Annotated in this window: 19 protein-coding genes; 12 read left to right on the top strand and 7 right to left on the bottom strand. The window is 48.0% G+C overall.

All coding sequences use genetic code 11. The annotated features are described in order from the left end of the window. Positions 1-6: 6 nt before the first annotated feature. Genes AC1HCU_RS05865 through atpG form a run of 7 tightly spaced genes read left to right on the top strand, consistent with a single transcriptional unit; the run spans position 7 to position 5,382 of the window. Positions 7-435, top strand: a complete 429-nt coding sequence (locus AC1HCU_RS05865) for a hypothetical protein (protein ID WP_480370203.1) — start codon at positions 7-9, stop codon at positions 433-435. Further along, a complete protein-coding gene (atpB, locus tag AC1HCU_RS05870) occupies positions 435-1,550 on the top strand; it encodes a F0F1 ATP synthase subunit A (protein WP_480370205.1) in 1,116 nt (371 codons plus the stop codon). The genes AC1HCU_RS05865 and atpB overlap by 1 nt, the downstream gene beginning before the upstream one ends. 32 nt (positions 1,551-1,582) lie before the next feature. Further along, a complete protein-coding gene (gene atpE / locus AC1HCU_RS05875; protein ID WP_480370208.1) occupies positions 1,583-1,834 on the top strand; it encodes an ATP synthase F0 subunit C in 252 nt (83 codons plus the stop codon). A 12-nt stretch (positions 1,835-1,846) separates the two neighbouring features. Next, a complete protein-coding gene (gene atpF, locus AC1HCU_RS05880; protein WP_480370211.1) occupies positions 1,847-2,347 on the top strand; it encodes a F0F1 ATP synthase subunit B in 501 nt (166 codons plus the stop codon). Positions 2,348-2,352: 5 nt separating this feature from the next. Continuing rightward, a complete protein-coding gene (locus AC1HCU_RS05885; protein ID WP_480370214.1) occupies positions 2,353-2,901 on the top strand; it encodes a F0F1 ATP synthase subunit delta in 549 nt (182 codons plus the stop codon). A 17-nt stretch (positions 2,902-2,918) separates the two neighbouring features. Next, positions 2,919-4,520, top strand: a complete 1,602-nt coding sequence (atpA, locus tag AC1HCU_RS05890; protein WP_480370217.1) for a F0F1 ATP synthase subunit alpha — start codon at positions 2,919-2,921, stop codon at positions 4,518-4,520. Beyond that, positions 4,513-5,382, top strand: coding sequence for an ATP synthase F1 subunit gamma (atpG, locus tag AC1HCU_RS05895; RefSeq protein ID WP_480370220.1), 870 nt, complete (start codon positions 4,513-4,515; stop codon positions 5,380-5,382). Before atpA ends, atpG begins: the two co-directional genes overlap by 8 nt. 27 nt (positions 5,383-5,409) lie before the next feature. Here the strand turns inward: atpG and yihA are convergent, their stop codons facing one another. Both yihA and AC1HCU_RS05905 read right to left on the bottom strand, forming a co-directional pair. After that, positions 5,410-6,006 carry a ribosome biogenesis GTP-binding protein YihA/YsxC gene (gene yihA, locus AC1HCU_RS05900; RefSeq protein ID WP_480370224.1) on the bottom strand — a complete coding sequence of 199 codons (597 nt, stop codon included), beginning with the start codon at positions 6,004-6,006 and terminating at the stop codon, positions 5,410-5,412. Between the two features lie 11 nt (positions 6,007-6,017). Beyond that, positions 6,018-7,475, bottom strand: coding sequence for a sodium:solute symporter (locus AC1HCU_RS05905; RefSeq protein WP_480370227.1), 1,458 nt, complete (start codon positions 7,473-7,475; stop codon positions 6,018-6,020). A 175-nt stretch (positions 7,476-7,650) separates the two neighbouring features. Between AC1HCU_RS05905 and AC1HCU_RS05910 the strand changes: the two genes are divergently transcribed. After that, positions 7,651-8,607, top strand: coding sequence for a diacylglycerol/lipid kinase family protein (locus AC1HCU_RS05910; protein ID WP_480370229.1), 957 nt, complete (start codon positions 7,651-7,653; stop codon positions 8,605-8,607). Here the strand turns inward: AC1HCU_RS05910 and ovoA are convergent, their stop codons facing one another. Together ovoA and AC1HCU_RS05920 are read right to left on the bottom strand one after the other, a co-directional pair. Then, positions 8,608-10,713, bottom strand: coding sequence for a 5-histidylcysteine sulfoxide synthase (gene ovoA / locus AC1HCU_RS05915; protein ID WP_480370232.1), 2,106 nt, complete (start codon positions 10,711-10,713; stop codon positions 8,608-8,610). Positions 10,714-10,799: 86 nt separating this feature from the next. Further along, positions 10,800-11,366, bottom strand: coding sequence for a GNAT family N-acetyltransferase (locus tag AC1HCU_RS05920; protein WP_480370235.1), 567 nt, complete (start codon positions 11,364-11,366; stop codon positions 10,800-10,802). Between the two features lie 191 nt (positions 11,367-11,557). Here AC1HCU_RS05920 and AC1HCU_RS05925 point away from each other — a divergent pair, with 191 nt between their 5' ends. The 4 genes from AC1HCU_RS05925 (at position 11,558) to AC1HCU_RS05940 (ending at position 18,422) form a co-directional block, all read left to right on the top strand. Next, on the top strand, positions 11,558-12,718 hold the full coding sequence (locus AC1HCU_RS05925) for an iron-containing alcohol dehydrogenase (RefSeq protein ID WP_480370238.1): 1,161 nt from the start codon (positions 11,558-11,560) through the stop codon (positions 12,716-12,718). Positions 12,719-12,785: 67 nt separating this feature from the next. Then, the gene (locus tag AC1HCU_RS05930; protein WP_480370240.1) at positions 12,786-16,076 is read left to right on the top strand and encodes a S41 family peptidase; all 3,291 of its coding nucleotides are present in this window, start codon (positions 12,786-12,788) and stop codon (positions 16,074-16,076) included. 99 nt (positions 16,077-16,175) lie between these two features. Continuing rightward, a complete protein-coding gene (locus AC1HCU_RS05935) occupies positions 16,176-17,414 on the top strand; it encodes a PQQ-dependent sugar dehydrogenase (protein WP_321721997.1) in 1,239 nt (412 codons plus the stop codon). A 15-nt stretch (positions 17,415-17,429) separates the two neighbouring features. After that, the gene (locus tag AC1HCU_RS05940) at positions 17,430-18,422 is read left to right on the top strand and encodes an aldo/keto reductase (RefSeq protein ID WP_480370245.1); all 993 of its coding nucleotides are present in this window, start codon (positions 17,430-17,432) and stop codon (positions 18,420-18,422) included. A 94-nt stretch (positions 18,423-18,516) separates the two neighbouring features. Here the strand turns inward: AC1HCU_RS05940 and AC1HCU_RS05945 are convergent, their stop codons facing one another. From AC1HCU_RS05945 to AC1HCU_RS05955, 3 genes are all read right to left on the bottom strand, one after another. Further along, entirely contained in the window at positions 18,517-18,945 is a 429-nt protein-coding gene (locus tag AC1HCU_RS05945) for a VOC family protein (RefSeq protein ID WP_480370248.1), read from the bottom strand. 83 nt (positions 18,946-19,028) lie between these two features. Next, entirely contained in the window at positions 19,029-19,868 is an 840-nt protein-coding gene (locus AC1HCU_RS05950; RefSeq protein ID WP_480370251.1) for a VOC family protein, read from the bottom strand. 125 nt (positions 19,869-19,993) lie between these two features. Continuing rightward, positions 19,994-20,596: a cyclic nucleotide-binding domain-containing protein gene (locus AC1HCU_RS05955; protein WP_321722055.1), complete on the bottom strand. Its 603-nt coding sequence runs from the start codon at positions 20,594-20,596 to the stop codon at positions 19,994-19,996. Between the last annotated feature and the right edge of the window lie 7 nt (positions 20,597-20,603).

Genomic DNA, 20,603 nt, shown 5'->3' on the forward strand with positions numbered 1-20,603 from the left:
GAAGACATGATGAAAATGACCAAATATTTTCTTATCTTTCACACGGGCATGCTCCTTGTGACTGGATTTGGCATGTGGTTCATACTCAAGTGGCTGTTTCCAGAAACGCTGGTCAGAAGTTATCCCGTGATTCCCATTTTCTTTTACCTGCTCGGGCTCGTCTTCATCTATGTATTCAATCATAACTCTGACAATAAACCGGAGAAGATCGTAAATACCTACATGCTCATGCGCATGATCAAGATTTTTGTTTCGGCCGTAATCCTGTTTACATACTGGATTGTGGATAAAACCAATATTCGGAATTTTGCTGTCATTTTTGTTATTTTTTACGTCATCAACCTCATCTGGGAAACCTATATTTACCTGAGAATGGAGATGTACATTAAATATAAGGGAGATCAGAAAAAACCGCCCCGGGAGCGTATAGATTAATGAAAAAAAACAAGCATATTCAGGGCCTTCTGGCCGCTTTTATACTTTTGCTTTCTGCTCCCCTGCTCTCTGCAGAGAACAGCAGTGTATTACCGGAGGAAGAGTTGAACGTGAAAGAATTTATTCTGGAACACCTGGCCGATTCCTATGAATGGCATATTGTAGGCCACGGCGAAAGAGAACTCACGGTGCCTCTTCCCGTCATTCTCCACAGCAAAGCCTCGGGATGGCATTTCTACTTCTCCTCCCGTTTTCATCACGGAGAGGATGCATACGAAGGGTTCCGTATCGCCACTGAAGGAAAATACAAGGGAAAAATTGTGGAGACGGATGCCTCCGGCATTGAAACGCGGCCGCTGGACCTCTCACTTACAAAGAATGCCGCATCACTGCTTTTCACCTCCCTGCTGCTCATTATCATCATCATGAGTGTGGCATGGTCTCTAAAACATAATCCCCTGGAATCTAAAAAAGGTTTTACGGGAATCATGGAAATGTTTATTATGTCGATACACGACGAAGTGATCAAACCATCTGTGGGGAACGATTATAAACGATATGCCCCTTTTCTGCTAACGGTTTTCTTTTTCATTTTCACCAACAACCTGCTGGGTTTAATTCCATTATTCCCGGGCGGCGCCAACGTGACAGGAAATATTGCGGTAACGATGGTGCTTGCCGTCGCTACCTTCCTTGTGGTGAACTTGAGCGGCAATAAAGCATATTACAAAGATATTTTATGGCCCGATGTACCTGCCTGGTTAAAGGTACCGTTTCCGCTGATGCCGGTCATAGAGATCGTAGGCACACTGACAAAGCCGTTTGCCCTGATGATCCGTCTCTTTGCCAACATCATGGCCGGCCATTCTATTGTACTAGGGCTTACCATACTCATCTTTATTACCGTGAGCCTCGGAAGCGCCATCAATGCCTCCATGACGGTAGTTTCGGTGATCTTTGCCGTGTTTATCGATTTTGTAGAACTGCTCATCGCCTATATTCAGGCTTATGTATTTACATTACTCTCTGCCGTATTTATCGGGCAGGCACGGATATCACATGGCAGTAAACCGGCAGTGCAGGAAACAAAACCAATTTTCATGAAAGATAAATAACAAAAATAATTCAACAACTAAAAAGCAACATCATGACATTACTTACAGTATTATTACAGGCGGCAAACGCAGCCGGATTGGGGACCATGGGCGCAGCACTGGGTATAGGCCTTGCCGCCATTGGCGCAGGCTATGGCATCGGCAAGATTGGTGGTTCCGCCATGGATGGGATTGCGCGTCAGCCCGAGTCGGCACCCGACATCCGTATGAATATGATTATTTCGGCAGCTCTCATTGAAGGTGTAGCGCTGTTCGCCGTGGTAGTCTGTGGTTTCATCCTTTAATCGCTTTATCGTATGTCGTTACTGTCACCCGAACCCGGCCTTCTTTTCTGGATGATGCTCTCTTTTGGCATTGTACTCCTTGTACTGGCCAAATATGGTTTTCCTGTCATCCTGAAGATGGTAGACACAAGACACAACTACATCGAAGAGTCGCTCCGGTCGGCACGAAAAGCGCAGGAAGAACTGGCCCGTGTTAAAGAGACAGGAGAGGCTCTGTTGGCAAATACCCGTAAAGAGCAGGCAGAGATACTGAAGGAGACCATCCGAAAAAAGGATGTTCTGATAGAAAAAGCCAAGGAAGAAGCCCGCACGGAAGCAGAAAAGATCATTGCCGCCGCCCGTGATCAGATACATGCCGAGAAGGAGGTGGCCATCCGGTCGATACGCAACGAAGTTTCCCGCCTCTCTGTAGACCTGGCTGAACGGATTCTCCGCGAGAAACTGGTTACAAACGAAGATCAGATGGGAATGATCGACCGTCTGCTCGACGAAATTGAAATTTCTAAATCCTGAACGGTATGAACACAGGACTTATTTCCACAAGATATGCCGCCTCACTGCTCGACTATGCCATTGCATCCGGACAGGAGAAGGAGGTATATGCGAATATGAAGCTCCTGTCGGAGATGTTTCCTGCCTTTCCCAAATTACGTAATTCAATTGCCAATCCCGGACTGTCCATCCTAAATAAGAAGGAGATCATCACCACTGCCTGCGGCGGCACTATCCCGTCCTCGTTCGCCAGGATGCTAGACATCATCCTGAAGAATGAGAGAGAGACGCTCCTTCAGTACATCGCCCTTCGATATATTGAACTCTATCGGGAAAAATTCAATATCCAATATGGAAAGTTGGTTACCGCCTTTACCATAGATGAAACAAAAGAGCAACAACTTAAAGCACGGATTCAGAAGATTACCGGATCGGAGCTGGAGATTGAGTCGGTTGTCGATACCGATATCATCGGAGGGTTTATACTTAACCTGGGTGACTACAGGTGGGACGCAAGCGTGTTGGGTGAACTCACCCGGATCAGAAACAGATTCAATAAATTACAAGAAAAATAGGGAAATAACAAGATAAGATGGCAGATAATTTAATCAGGGTAAGCGAAGTCTCCGAAGTGTTGCGGATGCAACTGGAGGGAATGGATACAAACGTACAATTCGATGAGACTGGTGTTGTGGTCAGCGTGAGCGATGGCGTGGTACGTATCTTCGGTTTACAGAATGCCGAATCGAATGAGTTGCTGGAGTTTGATAATGGCATGCAGGCCATTGTGATGAACCTGGAACAAGACAACGTGGGTGCCATACTTCTGGGTAGTTCGAGCAGTGTGAAGGAGGGCTTCCCGGTAAAACGGACAGGCCGTGTTGCCTCCCTGTTCGTGGGCGAAGGCTTGCTGGGACGTGTGATCTCCCCCATCGGTGAGCCCATAGACGGAAAGGGTCCTCTCATAGGAGAATTGGTGGAGATGCCCCTCGAGCGAAAAGCGCCCGGCGTTATCTTCCGGCAACCCGTAAACACACCGCTGCAGACGGGATTAAAGGCAGTGGATGCCATGATTCCTATCGGACGGGGCCAGCGCGAGCTGATTATTGGCGACCGGCAGACTGGCAAGACCAGTATTGCCATTGACACCATTCTCAACCAGCGGGAGAATTTTGAAAAAGGAAACCCGGTCTATTGTATCTACGTCTCAATCGGACAAAAAGGATCATCCGTAGCCTCCCTGGTCAAAATACTCACCGAAAACGGAGCAATGGCCTACACGACGGTTATTTCCGCCAACGGCTCCGACACGGCGGCCATGCGCTATATTGCGCCCTTTGCCGGTGCTGCCGCTGGCGAATATTTCCGCGACACGGGCAGACATGCGCTGGTAGTGTACGATGACCTTTCCAAGCAGGCCGTAGCCTACCGTGAAGTGTCTCTCATACTGCGACGTCCATCCGGCCGTGAGGCCTATCCCGGTGACATCTTCTATCTGCATTCAAGATTGTTGGAAAGAGCTGCAAGCATCATCTCACAGGAGGAGGTAGCCATCAACATGAATGACCTTCCCGAGACCCTGAAGGGCAAAGTAAAGGGAGGAGGTTCACTCACCGCTCTTCCCATCATTGAGACACAGGCTGGCGACGTATCGGCCTATATTCCCACCAATGTGATATCTATTACCGATGGTCAGATATTTCTGGAAACCGATCTCTATAATAAGGGCATACGCCCGGCCATCAATGTGGGCATCTCCGTTTCACGGGTCGGCGGGAATGCTCAGGTAAAAGCAATGAAAAAAGTGGCAGGTACCTTGAAAATCGACCAGGCTCAATATCAGGAACTGGCTGCATTTGCCAAATTTGGTGGTGACATGGATCCGGTTACAGCCATGGCAATAGATAAGGGACGCAAAAATGAAGAGCTGCTGGTACAGCCGGTACACAGTCCCATGCGTATAGAGCATCAGATAGCCATCCTCTACTGCGGTACGCACGGACTTCTCAGGGAGGTACCTCTTGAGAAAGTTCCCGCATTCGAAAAGGAATTTCTCTCCACCCTGGACATCAGTCACCGTAGCGATGTGCTGGATCCGTTACAGCAGGGTGAAATAAATGATAAGATATCCGCGATTATCGAAACAGTGGCGGCAGATACGGTGAGAACACTGAAAGAAGAGATAAATGGCTGAATTAAAAGAGATAAAAAGCAGGCTCCAGTCGGTTCGGTCCACACAAAAGATCACATCGGCAATGATGATGGTATCCTCGGCCAAACTGCAAAAGACCCAGCATATTATCAGGGATCTCTACCCCTATGAACAAAAGCTGTACTATCTGCTGCAGCTCTTATTGAGCCAGCAGGAAGAGTTTGTATCACCTTTTGTTCGTCAAAGGCCCGTAGGACGTGTGGCCATCGTGGCTTTCTCGTCCAATTCAAGTCTGGCCGGCAGGTTCAACGACGACATCTCAGACAAGTTACAAGCCGTGGTTGAATCTTACCGTCACCTGGGAAATGAAAATATACACATCTACCCGATTGGTGAAAAAGTAGCCAAAGTTACGAGAAACCTGGGACTGAAGGCACAACATAACTTTTCCGACATCAGTGAAAAGCCTGCTTATAAAAACACCCAGACTATTGCTGATGAACTAACGAACATGTTTCTCGACAAGAGCATTGACCGCGTGGAGCTTATATATCACCATTTCCGGAGTAAGGGATCGCAGGTTGTTCTGCATGAGCCGTACCTGCCGGTAAATCTGGAAAGTGACAAAAAGGAGATCGCCACAGAGGAGTACATCATTGAACCCGACAGTGCGTCAATTCTGAACCAGTTGCTGCCGAAAGTGCTCAGGCTGAAGCTTTACACTGTCCATATTGATTCGGTCACTTCGGAACATGCCGCACGAATGAAGGCCATGCAGATCGCTACCGACAATGCCGACAATCTGATTGAGGATCTCAAACTGGAATACAATAAATTACGACAGGAATCCATCACCAATGAGCTGCTTGATATTATAGGGGGTTCTTTCGGCCGATCGGGTTAATTCACCATACAAGAGACTGGCAATCACCTACGAAATTCGATTTATTTTTTCTATGTAATCAAGCAGCTCTTCCCTGCCCTTCCCCTTTTCTGAGGAGGTAATAAAGATGGGTGGTAATTCTTCCCAGCTCTCCAGCAGTTTATCTTTGTAGCTGCTGATGTTCAGTTGGAGGCGACCGGAGCCCAGCTTGTCGGCTTTGGTGAATACAATGCCAAAGGGTACCCCATTCTCACCCAGCCATTCCATAAACTCCAGGTCTATCTGCTGTGGCTCATGGCGCGAATCGATCAACACAAACAGGTTGGCCATCGCCTCCCGGCCGAGAATATAATCTTCAATAATTTTTCGAATTTTTTCCCTTCCCTCTTTCCCTCGTCGCGCATATCCGTATCCGGGTAAATCGACCAGATACCACTCGTCGTTAATCATAAAATGATTGATTAGCAGCGTCTTTCCCGGAGTTGACGAAGTCATGGCAAGGCCTTTCCGGTGGGTTAACATATTAATGAGAGATGATTTACCTACATTGGACCGGCCTATAAACGCATATTCCGGTTTCCCGTCCTGCGGACATTTACGGAAATCGGTATTGCTGATAATGAATTCTGCTGATTTAATAATCATATATTTGGTTGTTAATGGCGAAGCCTCACGACCCAAAGGCCAAGTCCGGTAATTAATCCATTCAGGAGCAGTAACTCGTAACCTACCTGGTATCCGAACCACCACTTCATGATCACCTCCGTCATAAAACACAATACAGGTGCGGTTATCGCTACCCATGGTACAAGTTTGTCTACCGGTTTCACTTTGGTATAAAGTCCAAAAAAATAGAGACCCAGTAACGGACCATAAGTATATGAGGCCAGCTTGTAGATGGCATTGATGATACTGTCGGACCCGATGGCTTCAATGAGCAGGATGATCAGTACGAAGACAGTACTGATTGCAAGATGGACAATACGGCGTGTACGGACATCTTTTTTCTCCTTTTCTTCTGTCTGCGAAGAGGTCTTCATGTGCAGAATATCCACGCAAAAAGAGGTAGTAAGTGCCGTCAATGCCGAGTCGGCACTCGAAAAGGCAGCTGCCACGATACCCAGCACAAAGATACCCAGCACGAGCGACCCCAGATGTTCACTGGCAATCATCGGGAGGATATTATCGGATATTGCCGGCAGTGTAATCATACTTTGTTCCGCAAAAATCAATAACAGTACACCCAGACAAAGGAAAAGAAAGTTGATGGGTGCAAAGGCCAAGCCGTAGGAAACCACATTCTTTTGTGCGTCTTTCAGGGTACGTATGGTGAGATTCTTCTGCATTTGATCCTGATCCAGGCCGGTCATCACGATCGTAATAAACATGCCGCTGAAAAACTGTTTAAAAAAGTTTTGAGTTGATGCCCAGTCGTCGAATACAAAGATACGAGAGTGTGGACTCTCACTGATGACCTTCACCGTACTGCCTAAATCAAGGTCCAGGCGCAGGGCTACCTGCCACACGATAAGGATAAGTGCCGTGATAAAAAAAATGGTCTGTAGCCAGTCGGTCCAGATGATTGTCTGGATTCCGCTCTTGTAACTATATAACCAAATAATAAGGATGATACCTATTACGGTTACCACGAAGGGTATACCCCAGGCGTCAAACACCAGTGTTTGCAGAATAAATGCCACCAGGTAAAGCCTTGCAGCAGCTCCCACAATTTTGGAGAGCAGGAAAAACCATGCTCCAGTCTTGTAGGATTTCGGGCCATACCGCAGATCGAGATAACCATATATGGTGGTCAGGTTCAGTCGGTAATAAAGTGGCAGCAGCACGTAGGCAATGACCAGATATCCGAAGAAAAAGCCGAATACCATCTGCATGTAGGTCATGTCGAGGTTTCGTACCATGCCGGGTACCGAGACGAAAGTTACCCCCGAGATGGAAGTCCCGATCATGGCCACCGCCACCACATACCATTTGGAGGATTTGTTGGCACGGAAGAAAGCGTTATTATCCGATCCCTTCCGGCTGGTGAGGTAAGAAATAAACATCAGAACAGAAAAATAGACTGCAATGATAATCAGGATGAATGCCGACTGCATAAATCAGAGATTGAGGAAACGGTTGATCAGTTCTGTGCGAATCATTCGGTTCATTTTTAACTTTCACTGCAAAAGTAATTAACAATGGGCGAAAGGGCAAATAAAAAGGGTTAAAACAAAATGAAGTTCCGGTTGTTTATCAAGGTAAATACAGATAAATCATATTATCAGTGACATGGCAAAAGAAAAAGTGTGCCTTATTATTAATCCCGTTTCCGGTACGGAATCCAAGAAGAACATTCCTGAAGAGGTAGCTGCGGCCTTCGACCAAAAGAAGGTGGATCTGATAATCCGTGTCACCGGCTATCCGGAACATGCCACAGAAATAGCACGACGGGCGGCTAAAAGGAAATACCGCTATGTGATTGCTGCAGGTGGTGACGGCACCGTCAACGAGGTTGCCAGGGCGCTGGTCAATACCGATACAACGCTTGGCATCTTACCACTCGGCTCGGGCAATGGACTTGCCCGTGATCTCGGTATTCCAATGTATACGGAAAAAGCCCTCGACATCATTCTGCGCGGACACACCCGCACAATTGATTATGGGATTGCCAATGATCATATTTTTTTCTGCACCTGCGGCTTCGGTTTCGATGCCTTTGTGAGTGACCGGTTTGCCGAAGATAAAAAAAGAGGCCCCCTGGGATATGTACGTAACGTATTGGAGAGCGTGGTCGACTTTCGGGCTGAAGAGTATGAAATCACCTCCGACGAAGAAAGCATCAGGGAAAAAGCCTTTATTCTCACCTGTGCCAATGCATCGCAATATGGGAATGATGCTTTTATTGCCCCCGGGGCGAGCATGGACGACGGCAAGATGAATGTTTCCATTTTGAAGCCCTTGAACGCGCTGGAAATACCGCAGACCACATTACAACTCTTCACGAAGAACATCGACAAAAGCAGCAAGATGATCTCGATACTCACCCGCAACCTCCATATAAGACGCGCCCGTCCGGGAATAATGCATATAGACGGTGACCCGGTGAAAACAGGCACCGAGATCACCGTACGTATGATACACAAAGGACTGAATGTACTCGCTCCTTCCTCACCGGAGCTGGTGGGTCGGAAGAGAAAGGAGAATGAAAATGTGTTCAGTACACTTACCCGCTGGTTCAACGAATAGTTATTTTTTCTTCCATATAGTCACCTGCATCATCTGCTGCATGATATGACGGGAAGATTTCTTCCGAAGTCTCTTCAATTCCAGCGGATCCGCATGCAGGGTAAAGTGGGGCTCCAGTATCCCGGAGATCCCTTCAAGCGAGCTCACCGGCTCCCCATCCTGTTTAAATCCACCCGGCCACTTATCTCTTTTCGTTTTGAGGGGGTCCCAGTCATAGTCGGATGCCAGTAATAACACTCCTCCCCCGTTCAACCTCGTATGTATCTGCGAGAGAAATAATTTTGGGTCGCTCAGTTCTTCCAGCAGCGCAGGCACCACAATCAGGTCGTATCCTTCATAGTTGGGTTTCAGGTTCATTGCGTCTGCCTGCATAAATAATATCCTGTTCTTTACTCCTGCAAGACCGAAATCGTCGAGTACCACATCCCGATAGAACACCAGCTCTCCCTCATCTTTCATGGTATAACGTACATACCCCTGTTCCTGTAATTGAATGGGTATCCTGATCATGCGTGCCGTGAAATCGAGAGCCGTCACATCCCGGTATGTACGTGCCAGTTCAAAAGCAAGCCGCCCCGTGTCGGCATTCAGATCCAATATCCGCTTGTCGTTCTCACCCCGCAACAGATCGTGAATAACATCTGCCAGTTGCAAGGAAAAGGAGCGTTCTGGTACAAATGCATCGCCCCAGTTCTCTTCGCAGGAGAGTATCACTTCCGGGTCTGTCTCGTAATCGGCTTGTTGTATTTTCAAGGGCGTATCGGACTGGATATAGCGAAATCCGGCATGCTGGTAAAAGTGTCTGCGAAAGGCATAGCGTGAATGTACGGTGGCTTCGTTTCCGGTCGATATCCAGGAGCCGCCTTTGATCAGATTGTGCTTTCCATCGAAGGTAGGGGTTGAAAAATCGTCGTACATCGGGTGTACTCTGAAGCCGGGGTAACCGGTGATGGGTGTCTCGGTCCATTGCCATACATTCCCAATCACATCGAAGAAGGGTCCCTGTACAAACCGGTCTACAGGACAGGGCGATGTATAATGTTCCAGGTTGATGTTGCCCGGCGCCTGCTCCCAGTCGGTCACCTCGCTCAGCCTTGCAGTCTGATGCAGGCGGTACCACTCCGCCTCGGTGGGGAGGCGGTATGTTTTTCCTGTTTGGGCACTCTTCCAGTTGCAGAAGGCTTTTGCTTCGAGGTAGTTCACTTCCACCGGCCAGTTCCAGGGCATCTCAATCTCTTCAGCCACCAGCCGCAGGCGGTAACCCTTCTCATCCTTCCGCCAGAAGAGCGGCATCTCAGCCTGTTTGAAGTTACGCCAGTTCCAGCCCTCTTCGGTCCAGTAACGTGGTGTGTTATAACCCTCATCTTCAATGAATGTCAGGTATTCACCGTTGGAGGTAAGATATCTGGCAGCTGCAAAATCGGCAACCTCCTCCTCATAACTGCCATATTCGTTATCCCAGCCATAGAGTGGATGATCGGAAGGCTTACCCAGTCTCACGGTGGCACCGGCAACCGGAATAAGTCTGTTCTCCGGTGATGCACCGCTATCGGGACAACGCGTACCGAAAAGTCCCGGCGTCAGCAGCTCCAGCGGTAGCTGGCGGATCAGTACCGACGAGGTCTCAATGTGAATCCGTTCATGTTCAATTCCCATCATAATCATCCAGAAAGGGTTGTCCCGGCCGATAGGTAATTCGAGCGGTGTATTGTCGATCACCTGCAGGATTATTTTCTTTGCTTCATCACGATAGGCACGTACTTCCGGTACCGGTGGCCAGTCATAATGATTATTATCGAGATCATCCCAGCTCATCTCATCCACGCCAATAGCGAAAATGGACTCAAACCGGGGATTTATCCGCCTCTCGATAATCCTTGCGAGATAAAGCTTGTTGATAAAAAAAACGGCTGTATGGCCCAGATAAAAGAGGATGATATGACGTAACGGATCGCCCCGGTGATAAAAGACAGCATCTGTTTTCAGCTGAGTATACAATAACTCGTCTAATGCCCAGGTTTTCAGGAAATAGTCGCGTATCTCCTCTCTTTTTTCTTCGGGTCTTCCCGAGTGTAAATCAATTGTTTTAGCAATTAAATCATTCATGTTAAACAAAATAAATAAAATGATAGTTGAATAATAATATTTGAACCGGCAGCATATGGGAAGAGTTGAACAGGATGACATCCCGGTTATGCCGGCGGGGATTTGGACAAATGTTTGTGTAAATAGATCTTCTTCATCTCAAAGGATTTACCGGAAACTTGTTTCTTTGTTTGCCTGATGGTTGCCACAGGGAGAAAACCCAGTTTACCGTAAAGCGACAGGGCAGGCCTGTTCTCATCCCACACACGAATCACCGCATCGGTATAACTTCCTGCAGCCCGTGTCATCAGATCATTGATCAATGCCGTGGCAACTCCTCTACCCCGCAGGTCGGCATGTACCATAAGCTCCGCAATATAAAGGGTGGTATCCAAGGCTATGGCAGGCACCTCATTGGCCGGGAATTCCCCATCATGTTTCAGGGGCAGTCCCAACACCACACCGGCAAGTCTGTCACCTGTAAAAGCCATGAGTCCCATGTTACTATCCACCATTTTATCAAGTATTATTTCCGCTTCCTGCGGATCGATATACTGAGCCTGTTCACCCTTAGTGAAGGCATGCAAGTAGAGAGATATAATTTGGGAACGAAATTTCGGGTAATTGAACTCGTTCAAAACAAAAAGCCGAATGGGCTCCATTGCTTCTTTCATTGCATTGTTTTATCAGTGAACAAATAAAAAAGGAGGATGTTCACTGTATGCTCCCACACTTCACGGGAGAAAAAATCTTTCTCCTGTTTTCATTGAACAACCACGCCTTGAAAATCGTTTTAATCAGACTTTACCACCCTTTCGGATGGAAGAACATAACGAAATTTAACTTGTATAAGAAACATACGCAGATGAAGAATTTCATTTTTCAGAACCCGACCAGGCTTGTGTTCGGGAAAGGAGAGATAGCACGGCTATCGGAACTGTTGCCTGATGGTGTGAACCTGATGATTACCTATGGGGGAGGCAGTGTCACAAAAAACGGTGTATACGACCAGGTAAGACTGGCACTCAGGGGGCGTAACTACATTGAATTCTGGGGCATTGAGCCCAACCCCCGGGTGGAAACACTTCGCAAAGCCATACAGCTGGGAAAAGAGAATCAAATAGATTACCTGCTGGCCGTGGGTGGCGGCTCTGTGCTTGACGGCACCAAGCTAATTGCGGCAGGTATTGCCGCCGATGAGGATGCATGGGATATTGTATTGAGGGGCGTTGCAGAAAAGCAGATACCCTTTGCGTCAGTGATGACGGTTCCGGCAACAGGCTCAGAGATGAATGGCGGTGCTGTAATTACCCGGGAGGAAACGAAAGAAAAATTTTCTTTTGGTGGCGATTATCCGCAATTCTCAATTCTCGACCCTGAAGTAACCTACTCTCTCTCCGAACATCAGATTGCCTGTGGCCTGGCTGATGCATACACCCATGTACTGGAACAGTATATGACCACACCGGGACAGTCACGTATCATGGACCGTTGGGCAGAGGGCATCCTGCTATCTATAAAAGAAATAGCGCCAATGATTAAAGTCAATCCCTGTGATTACGACCTGATGGCAGATTACATGCTGGCGGCCACGCTGGCCTTGAACGATTTTATCCGTATGGGCATCACCCAGGACTGGGCCACACACCAGATAGGACATGAGCTAACAGCTCTCCATGGCACCACGCACGGACATTCCCTTGCCATCATTATGCCGGGTCTTCTGCGCGTATTGAAAGATCAAAAAAAATCCAAGTTGTTGCAGTACGGTGAACGTATTTTCGGTATTACAGAAGGATCTGAAGAGGATAGGGTGGACAAAGCCATTGAAATGACGGAGGCATTTTACCGTTCGCTCGGTCTGACCACACGCCTCTCGGAAGAGGGTATCGGAAATGAAACCGTTGAGGTCATTGCCAGTCGTTTTAACAATCGAGGGGTTGCTTTCGGCGAAAACCGCAATGTGACAGGCGATGTGGCAAGAGAGATACTGAAGAGCTGTTTTCCCTCATTTCCCTATAAATAAAATTCTGTCGTGTGGTTCGTCAAGAGAGGGAAAGATTTTGTAAATTTGGTTTTTTAAAACCTGGATAATGCAAAAAATAACCACACTGATTCTGACAAGCCTCTTTATACTACAGGCTTTGGCACTGGATGACACCCGTATGCTTCGTTATCCTGACATAAACGGAGATCTCGTCACTTTTGTTTATGCCGGCGATATCTGGAGGGCAGATGTTTCCGGCGGTAATGCCCGGCGGCTCACTTCACACCCCGGCATTGAACTGTTTCCCAAGATCTCACCCGACGGGAGGTGGATTGCCTTCTCGGCAGAATACTCGGGGAACCGGCAGATATGGGTAATGCCTTCCGAAGGAGGTACGGCACGCCAGCTCACCTTTTATAACTCAGTGGGCGAGATGCCGCCGCGGGGCGGGTTCGATCATGTGGTACTGGACTGGACACCCGACAGCCGTCGCATCCTCTTTCGGGCCAACCGCACCGCGTTTGGAGAGCGTAACGGTCGCTACTTCACTGTCGGGATAGAAGGTGGATTCGAGGAGCCGCTACCCATCATCAACGGCGGCTTTGCCACATACTCACCCAGTGGCTCCCAACTCTGCTTTACACCGACAGACCGTGAATTTCGTACCTGGAAAAGATATAAGGGCGGACGCGCTACCGAGTTGTGGAGTTACGACCTGCAAAATAACAGTGCCCGGCAGATTACACAATGGACCGGGTCGGACCAGTGGCCGGTATGGCAGGGAGACTATATCTTTTATGCCTCCGACCGTGATACCCGCCTTAACATATGGCGCTACAATACCGTTACCGGCGAAAACGAGCAGATCACCCGCCACACCGACTTCGATGTGATGTGGCCCTCAGGCGATAAAGACAGGCTGGTATATGAAAACGGTGGCTATCTCTATGTGCTGGAGCTCTCGACGGGTAAATCAGAAAAGATCACGGTCTCCATCCACTACGACAATCCCAATCTGCAACCTTACTTCAGGAATGTCACTGATTTTATCGGTAGCTACAGCCTCTCTCCCACCGGAAAAAGAGCGTTGTTTGAAGCCAGGGGCGACATTTTCTCCCTACCCGCAGAAAAAGGGGAGATCAAGAATCTTACCAACACCCAGGGCGTGCGCGAGCTTTCTCCCGCCTGGTCTCCCGATGGCAAGCAGATTGCTTATTACTCCGATGCCACGGGTGAGTATGAACTTTACCTTCTAGAAAATAAAGAAGGTGCAAAACCCCGACAGCTTACCAGCGGTTCTTCGGCATGGAAATATGATGCCGAATGGTCACCCCGCAGTACGCACCTGACATATAGCGACCGTACCATGAAGCTGTGGCTGGTGGATGCCTCCACCGGCAGACAGACCGTCATTGACGAAGCTTCGGCCGAAGAGATCAGGGATTACACCTTTTCCCCCGACGGCCATTGGATAGCATACAGCAAATCGATGCCCAACTACCAGTCGGCACTCTGGATTTATAGCGTATCAACCGGTGAAAAGCAGCAGCTTACGGATGCTTCCTTCTCCGACGGAAACCCGGTCTTCAGCCGTGATGGCAAATTCCTCTTTTTCCTTTCCAATCGTGACTTCAATCTCGCTTTCAGCAACTTTGAGTTTGATTATCTTTACAATAATGCCACACGCATTTACGCCCTACCTCTGCGGAACGACGGCACCACGCTCATACGCTATAAGGAAGATGCTGAACCAAGCGGTCCTGAAAAAGACGATAACCGGGACAAAAAAGTAATAAATAAGAAGAACAGAAAAGAAACGAGCGATGAAAAGGATTCAGCTATACCCAAGGAGGTGAAGGTAACGATCGACTTCGGCAACATCGGCAACCGCATTGAGGTATTTCCCATGCCGGCAGGCAATTACCGTATCATCGGCGCCACGGAGGAGGGGCTACTCTATTCAGCTGGAAATAAGATCATGCGTTATAATCTCAAGGAGGAGAAAACCGAGGAGATCCTCGATGGTGCCGGCTCCGGCATTCTGGCTGCCGACGGCAAATCCTTTATCTATCGTACAGGAAAGGATTTCGCCGTGGCCAGGACTGAACCGGGACAAAAAGCCGGTAACAACAGGATAGACCTGAAAAATATGGTCATGAAGATAGTGCCCCGGGCTGAATGGGAACAAATCTATGCAGACGCCTTCCGTATTTTCCGTGACTTTTTTTACGTGAACAACCTCCATGGTGTGGACTGGGCAGGGATACGAAAGAATTACGGGGAGTTGCTACCCCACGTGTCAAGCCGTTTCGATCTTGACTACATTCTAAATGAGATAGTCAGTGAAACCAATACCGGCCACGCATATGTAGACTGGGGTGATATCAACCGTGTGGAGAGAATCGAGGGGGGACTTCTGGGTGCTGAACTGGAGGCCGATCTTAATGCCAAACGTTACCGTATAAGGAAGATATACGCCGGTGAGAACTGGAACGAAAGCCGCCGCTCACCATTTACCGAAAGCGGAATCGATGTGAAAGAAGGTGACTACCTCCTCCGCATCAACGGGCAGGAGCTTACCACCGCACAAAATCCATATGAGCTGCTGGAGGGTCTCGGAGGCCGACACGTGGAAGTGACCGTCAGCAGTGTGCCAAACACAACCGGTGCAAAAAACTACACAATAAAAACTATTACCAGCGAGACGGAACTCAGGTATCTCGATTGGGTAAGGAGTCGCCGTGAGATGGCAGAGCGACTCTCTGGTGGCCGGGTTGGTTATATTCATGTGCCCAACACCGCCATCGAGGGAAATCGCGAACTTTTTAAGGGGATGCTGGCCTACAACAACAAGGAGGCGCTAATCATCGACGACCGCTACAATGGAGGCGGATTTATCCCCGACCGGATGATCGACCTGCTCAACCGTCGTACCCTGGTTTACTGGCATCGTAACGGTCTGCCGCAACCAATGAAGTCGCCCGGCATCTCACACGACGGCCCCAAAGCCATGTTGATCAACGGCTACTCCTCCTCCGGTGGCGATGCCTTTCCCTATTTCTTTCGAAAGACCGGTGAAGGGAAACTTATCGGCACCCGTACCTGGGGAGGGCTTGTGGGTATCTCCGGCAATGCACGCCTGGTGGATGGAGGTTACATATCCGTTCCCCGCTTTGGTATCTACAATGAAGATGGCCAATGGATCATTGAAGGTATTGGTGTCTATCCCGATATTGAGGTGGTAGACCGTCCCGAGGAGCTAGCCAAAGGCAACGATCCCTCCCTGATAAAAGCAGTGGAGATACTGCTGGACACACTCCGGAAAAATCCGCCCCGGCAGGTCACGGCTCCCACCCCCCCGAATCGTTCTCAATGGATTGAAACAGATATAAAATAGTGGGCCACCCTACAACAAAGAATACACGACAAAAAAACAATTATATATAACAGGTTGTTGTAAATAAGATTGATTTCAAGTTTATTAAATAAAGATTCTATGAAACATTTACAAGTTACAGCATTCCTTGTTCTGGCACTCTTTTTTCTGTCTGCCTCCTGCGATGAGCGGAAGGGAAATTCTCAGGAGGCTCCAGCTAATACCTTGCCCCCTGTGGAGACACAGCAACCCAATACAAGTTATACACCCGCATTTGAAGGACAGACACGCATAGCCGGAGTAAAAACAAACACTCCGTATGAGGCAACTGTCATCGTGAGCGACCTCTCCAATCCCTGGGCTATCACCGCCCTGCCGGACGGAAGGTTGATAATCACCGAGAAAGGTGGTACAGCACGCCTTATTACTGCCAATGGCACGGTGAGCGGGAAGATCACAGGCTTCCCGGAAGTGGATGACAGACGCCAGGGCGGACTGATGGATGTAGCCCCGGCGCCCGACTTTGCCACTAGCCGGATGCTTTATTTCACGTTGGCCGAACGCACTCCCCAAGGCTCTCTCACTGCAGTGGGCAAAGGCAGATTGTCTGACGATGAGACACGCATGGAAAATTTCCAGATCATCTACCGTGCCATTCCTTTTTACGACAACAGTATGCATTTCGGCAGTCGCCTTATTTTTGACAAAAAGGGTAATATTTTTGTTTCTACCGGTGAACGGTCCGACCTGGCTACCCGCCCCAACGCACAGAAGCTGAGTACCGCCCATGGCAAGGTGGTCTATATCACCACCGAAGGCGGGCCGGTACCAGGTAACCCGTTTATAAACACGGCCGATGCACTCCCCGAGATCTACAGCTATGGCCATCGCAATCCGCAGGGTCTCGATATCCATCCTGTTACAGGCGAATTATGGCTCAGTGAAATGGGTCCCCGCGGCGGTGATGAGATTAATCTGATTAAACCCGGCAAGAACTACGGCTGGCCTGTCATCACCTATGGCATCGAATATAATGGCAATACAATTGGTGATGGCATCACCCAACTGGAAGGTATGGAACAACCTGTTTATTACTGGGATCCGGTTCAATCTCCCAGCGGCATGGCCTTTTATAGTTCCAGCGATATTCCCGAATGGAAAAACAACCTTTTCATAGGCGGACTGAGTAGCAGGCATATTGCGCGATTGGTCCTGAAAGACAATAAGGTTGTGGGTGAGGAACGTTTACTGGAGGACGAAGGACAACGCATCCGGGATGTGGCCGACGGGAAAGACGGTGCACTCTATGCCGTGACCGATGAGGGACGGCTCTATCGTATCGCAAAAGCAGCAAGATAATAAAAACAGACAATCATGAATAAACGCGAATTCATTAAACGAAGTATGGTCGGCGCGGTAGCCATCGGAGCAGCAGGAAAGGTATCCGATGTGATTGCCGGCACCGTGGATGTACAAGACATATCCGCGAACAAAAGTATCAAACGAAAGCTGGGAAAAACCGGATTTGAAGTATTTCCGGTAGTCTATGGGGGCATTGTTTCAAGAAAAGACGGGCAGGCAGCTTCAGACAATTATGTTGCCTGGGCACTGGACAGAGGTATCAATTATTTCGATGTGGCTCCCTCGTATGGTGATGCGCAGGAAAAACTCGGAATATCACTGAAACCTTTCCGAAAAGAGAATTATCTGGCCTGCAAGACCACACAACGCTCCAGAGAAGGTGCAGAGAAGGAATTCGAAGAGTCTCTGCGGTTGCTGCACACCGATTACTTCGATCTTTATCAGTTGCACAGCCTCACTACAGCCGAAGATGTGGACAAAGCATTTGCACCTGGTGGTGTGATGGAAATGATTGAAAAGGAAAAGCGGCGCGGGCGCATTCGCAAGGCAGGATTTTCTGCTCATTCGCAGGTACAGGCGTTGCGTGCCATGTCGATGTACGACTTTGATACGGTGATGTTTCCGATAAACTGGCAGATGGATATGCTTGCTCAATGGGGCTCAGGTGTTGCCAAAGATGCCAGACGAAGAGGTATGGGTGTGATCGCATTAAAAGGACTGGTGCATCGCAAGTGGCTAAATGAGGAGGAACGCAGGAGTTATCCCAAATCGTGGGTAAAACCCATTGATGTAAGTAATCCGGCCATGGGCATTGCCGCATTGAAATATACCTTCAGGGCCGGTGCAGATGTGATTGTTCCTCCGGGTGATTTCCGGAACTTTGCCTTTTGCGTGGACCACATTGAAGAGATCATAAACAAACCTCTTACGGCAAAAGAAAAAAAACTTCTCGAGGATGAATTCGTTGTCGTGAAAGAATACCCCTTCTTCAATCCGCAGGCCTGATTTTTTTTAATAACACAGCCCGGTAGCCGAATGTGAAGATAGCTTCGGTTGCCGGACTGTTCTTTAACTCTCCCTGTAACTGTTGCTGCCAGGATCAGGATTGCCCTAAAGGATAATTAATCATCCACCAGATGCCATACCGGTCTTTGAAGCTTCCGAAATAGTCGCCCCAGAACATCTCTTCCATGGGCATCTCCACTTCACCACCGGACGAAAGTTCGTTGAAGAGGCGGTCGGCCTCTTCCCGACTGTCAGGCATAAGGCTGATATAATTGTTGTTGCCTGCACTGAAGCCGGGCTTCATACGACTCGGCACATCTGATCCCATCAGAATATCATTCCCTATAGGCAGACTTACATGCATCACCAGGTTTCGATCCTCCTCGGGTATAGGCATCCCTTCCATGTTTATTTCTCCCATTCTGGAAATATGAGTAAATTCTCCTCCAAAAACTGATTTGTAAAAATCAAACGCTTCTTCGCAAGTACCATCAAAATTGAGGTACGGATTTAATTTTGCCATAGTTTGTAAGTGTTTAAGAAATTGTAAAGAATAAAACAGTAACATGATTTTAAGAACTCTTATTAAATTACAGTCACCACCTTTCAATCGGCAGCTTCCTGAAGTCTCCGGATATCCAGCTTATGCATGGTCCTCATGACCTCCATCACCCTTGGTGATTTGAGCAAAAGATCTTTCATTGCTGCGGGGGTAATCTGCCAACTCACGCCATATTTATCCCGCAGCCAGCCGCACATACTCTCCTCCCCGCCGTCGGCAGTGAGTTTCTCCCAGTAATGGTCAACTTCCTGTTGCGTATGGCACTCAACCACAATCGACATTCCTTCTGTAAAGCTGAATGCATGCGGATAGGAACTATCCATGACCATAAGCAGATAATTGTTTATTTTAAATTCTGCATGTTGCACATGCCCAGCCCTCTCGCCCTCATCACCGGTATACCTGAGGATACCTCTTTTTTCAGAAGCGGGAAAAACCGATGTATAGAAATCTATCGCCTTTTCTGCTTTCCCATTGTTATCACCAACGAACATCAGGGTGGGTACGATCTTCTGAACGATCTCCTTCTCCTGTCCGGTGTAAAGCTGCCATGAAACACCGAAACGATCTTCAACCCAGGTATATTTGGCACTGAAAGGATAGGAATCCAAAGGCATTAACTCCCTGCCTCCTTCAATCAGCTTTGTAGAAATTGCTTCCACTTCTCTTTCGCGGGTCGTAAGATACATCAAAGAAAAAGAAGGATTGGGACGGAACATCTCTCCGCCGTTCAGCAGCATAATACGTTGTCCGCATATTTTCAATACATGCACCCATTTGTTTTGATCTACAATTTCGATATCGGGAAAAACGGACAGATAATAATCAGTCATTTCACGCGCATTGTTGTTACACCAGATACATGGATATATCAATTCTTCCATAACTTCGTTTATTTAGAATAGGTCTACATTGCAAATATATAACGGATGAGATTAAAAACACTTATCCTATGGCAAGAAAACAGATTGGAGTAAAAAAAGAGCATAGCAGCGCTTCTCCTGAAAAACTATCTTGTAGCAAGAAAGTTTCCCTTTGATAGTTCTTTTCGTATCCGGCTCAGTGAAGTGTCGGTAATTCCCAGGTAGGTGGCGATCTGTTTCAGGGGAGCCTGAAGGATAACCTGCGGTTTTTCCCTGATTAATCTTGTATAGCGTTCCGCGGCTCTTTGGGTAATCATTTCCACGGAACGTTGCTTGAACTTCGAAAGTTCTTCTGAAAACCAGGCACGTCCCCATTCACTCAGTCCCTGAATGGTATGGAACAGTTCTTCAAATACTTCGAAATCTATTTTCCAACAGATACAGTCGGTCAGTGCCTGAATAGACTCTTCGGAAGGATTACGTTTAAATAACGACAATACTTCAATGACTACCTCCCCTTCTGTGAAGAAGTGGGTGGTAATCTCATTGCCTTCATAATCCAACACAAAAGAGCGCATAAGTCCGTCTTGCAGAATAAGGTAACTGTCGGGTTGCTCTCCCTTTCTAAGATAAAAATCCCCTTTGTTGTATACCACCATTTTATGTAATGAGCTGATCGTAAGAAGGTCGTCATCTGTCAACAGCGGGTGAGTATATACATGCTGAAGGATCTTCGGTTTTTCCATCATAAGCTCC

The sequence above is a fragment of the Proteiniphilum sp. LBM24028 genome, assembly GCF_056629195.1.

What these genes read in the sequence shown, in the direction of transcription:
- AC1HCU_RS05865 (WP_480370203.1), top strand. Translation starts at nt 7, where the DNA reads ATGATGAAAATGACCAAATATTTTCTTATCTTTCACACGGGCATGCTC.
- atpB (WP_480370205.1), top strand. Translation starts at nt 435, where the DNA reads ATGAAAAAAAACAAGCATATTCAGGGCCTTCTGGCCGCTTTTATACTT.
- atpE (WP_480370208.1), top strand. Translation starts at nt 1,583, where the DNA reads ATGACATTACTTACAGTATTATTACAGGCGGCAAACGCAGCCGGATTG.
- atpF (WP_480370211.1), top strand. Translation starts at nt 1,847, where the DNA reads ATGTCGTTACTGTCACCCGAACCCGGCCTTCTTTTCTGGATGATGCTC.
- AC1HCU_RS05885 (WP_480370214.1), top strand. Translation starts at nt 2,353, where the DNA reads ATGAACACAGGACTTATTTCCACAAGATATGCCGCCTCACTGCTCGAC.
- atpA (WP_480370217.1), top strand. Translation starts at nt 2,919, where the DNA reads ATGGCAGATAATTTAATCAGGGTAAGCGAAGTCTCCGAAGTGTTGCGG.
- atpG (WP_480370220.1), top strand. Translation starts at nt 4,513, where the DNA reads ATGGCTGAATTAAAAGAGATAAAAAGCAGGCTCCAGTCGGTTCGGTCC.
- yihA (WP_480370224.1), bottom strand. Translation starts at nt 6,006, where the DNA reads ATGATTATTAAATCAGCAGAATTCATTATCAGCAATACCGATTTCCGT.
- AC1HCU_RS05905 (WP_480370227.1), bottom strand. Translation starts at nt 7,475, where the DNA reads ATGCAGTCGGCATTCATCCTGATTATCATTGCAGTCTATTTTTCTGTT.
- AC1HCU_RS05910 (WP_480370229.1), top strand. Translation starts at nt 7,651, where the DNA reads ATGGCAAAAGAAAAAGTGTGCCTTATTATTAATCCCGTTTCCGGTACG.
- ovoA (WP_480370232.1), bottom strand. Translation starts at nt 10,713, where the DNA reads ATGAATGATTTAATTGCTAAAACAATTGATTTACACTCGGGAAGACCC.
- AC1HCU_RS05920 (WP_480370235.1), bottom strand. Translation starts at nt 11,366, where the DNA reads ATGAAAGAAGCAATGGAGCCCATTCGGCTTTTTGTTTTGAACGAGTTC.
- AC1HCU_RS05925 (WP_480370238.1), top strand. Translation starts at nt 11,558, where the DNA reads ATGAAGAATTTCATTTTTCAGAACCCGACCAGGCTTGTGTTCGGGAAA.
- AC1HCU_RS05930 (WP_480370240.1), top strand. Translation starts at nt 12,786, where the DNA reads ATGCAAAAAATAACCACACTGATTCTGACAAGCCTCTTTATACTACAG.
- AC1HCU_RS05935 (WP_321721997.1), top strand. Translation starts at nt 16,176, where the DNA reads ATGAAACATTTACAAGTTACAGCATTCCTTGTTCTGGCACTCTTTTTT.
- AC1HCU_RS05940 (WP_480370245.1), top strand. Translation starts at nt 17,430, where the DNA reads ATGAATAAACGCGAATTCATTAAACGAAGTATGGTCGGCGCGGTAGCC.
- AC1HCU_RS05945 (WP_480370248.1), bottom strand. Translation starts at nt 18,945, where the DNA reads ATGGCAAAATTAAATCCGTACCTCAATTTTGATGGTACTTGCGAAGAA.
- AC1HCU_RS05950 (WP_480370251.1), bottom strand. Translation starts at nt 19,868, where the DNA reads ATGGAAGAATTGATATATCCATGTATCTGGTGTAACAACAATGCGCGT.
- AC1HCU_RS05955 (WP_321722055.1), bottom strand. Translation starts at nt 20,596, where the DNA reads ATGATGGAAAAACCGAAGATCCTTCAGCATGTATATACTCACCCGCTG.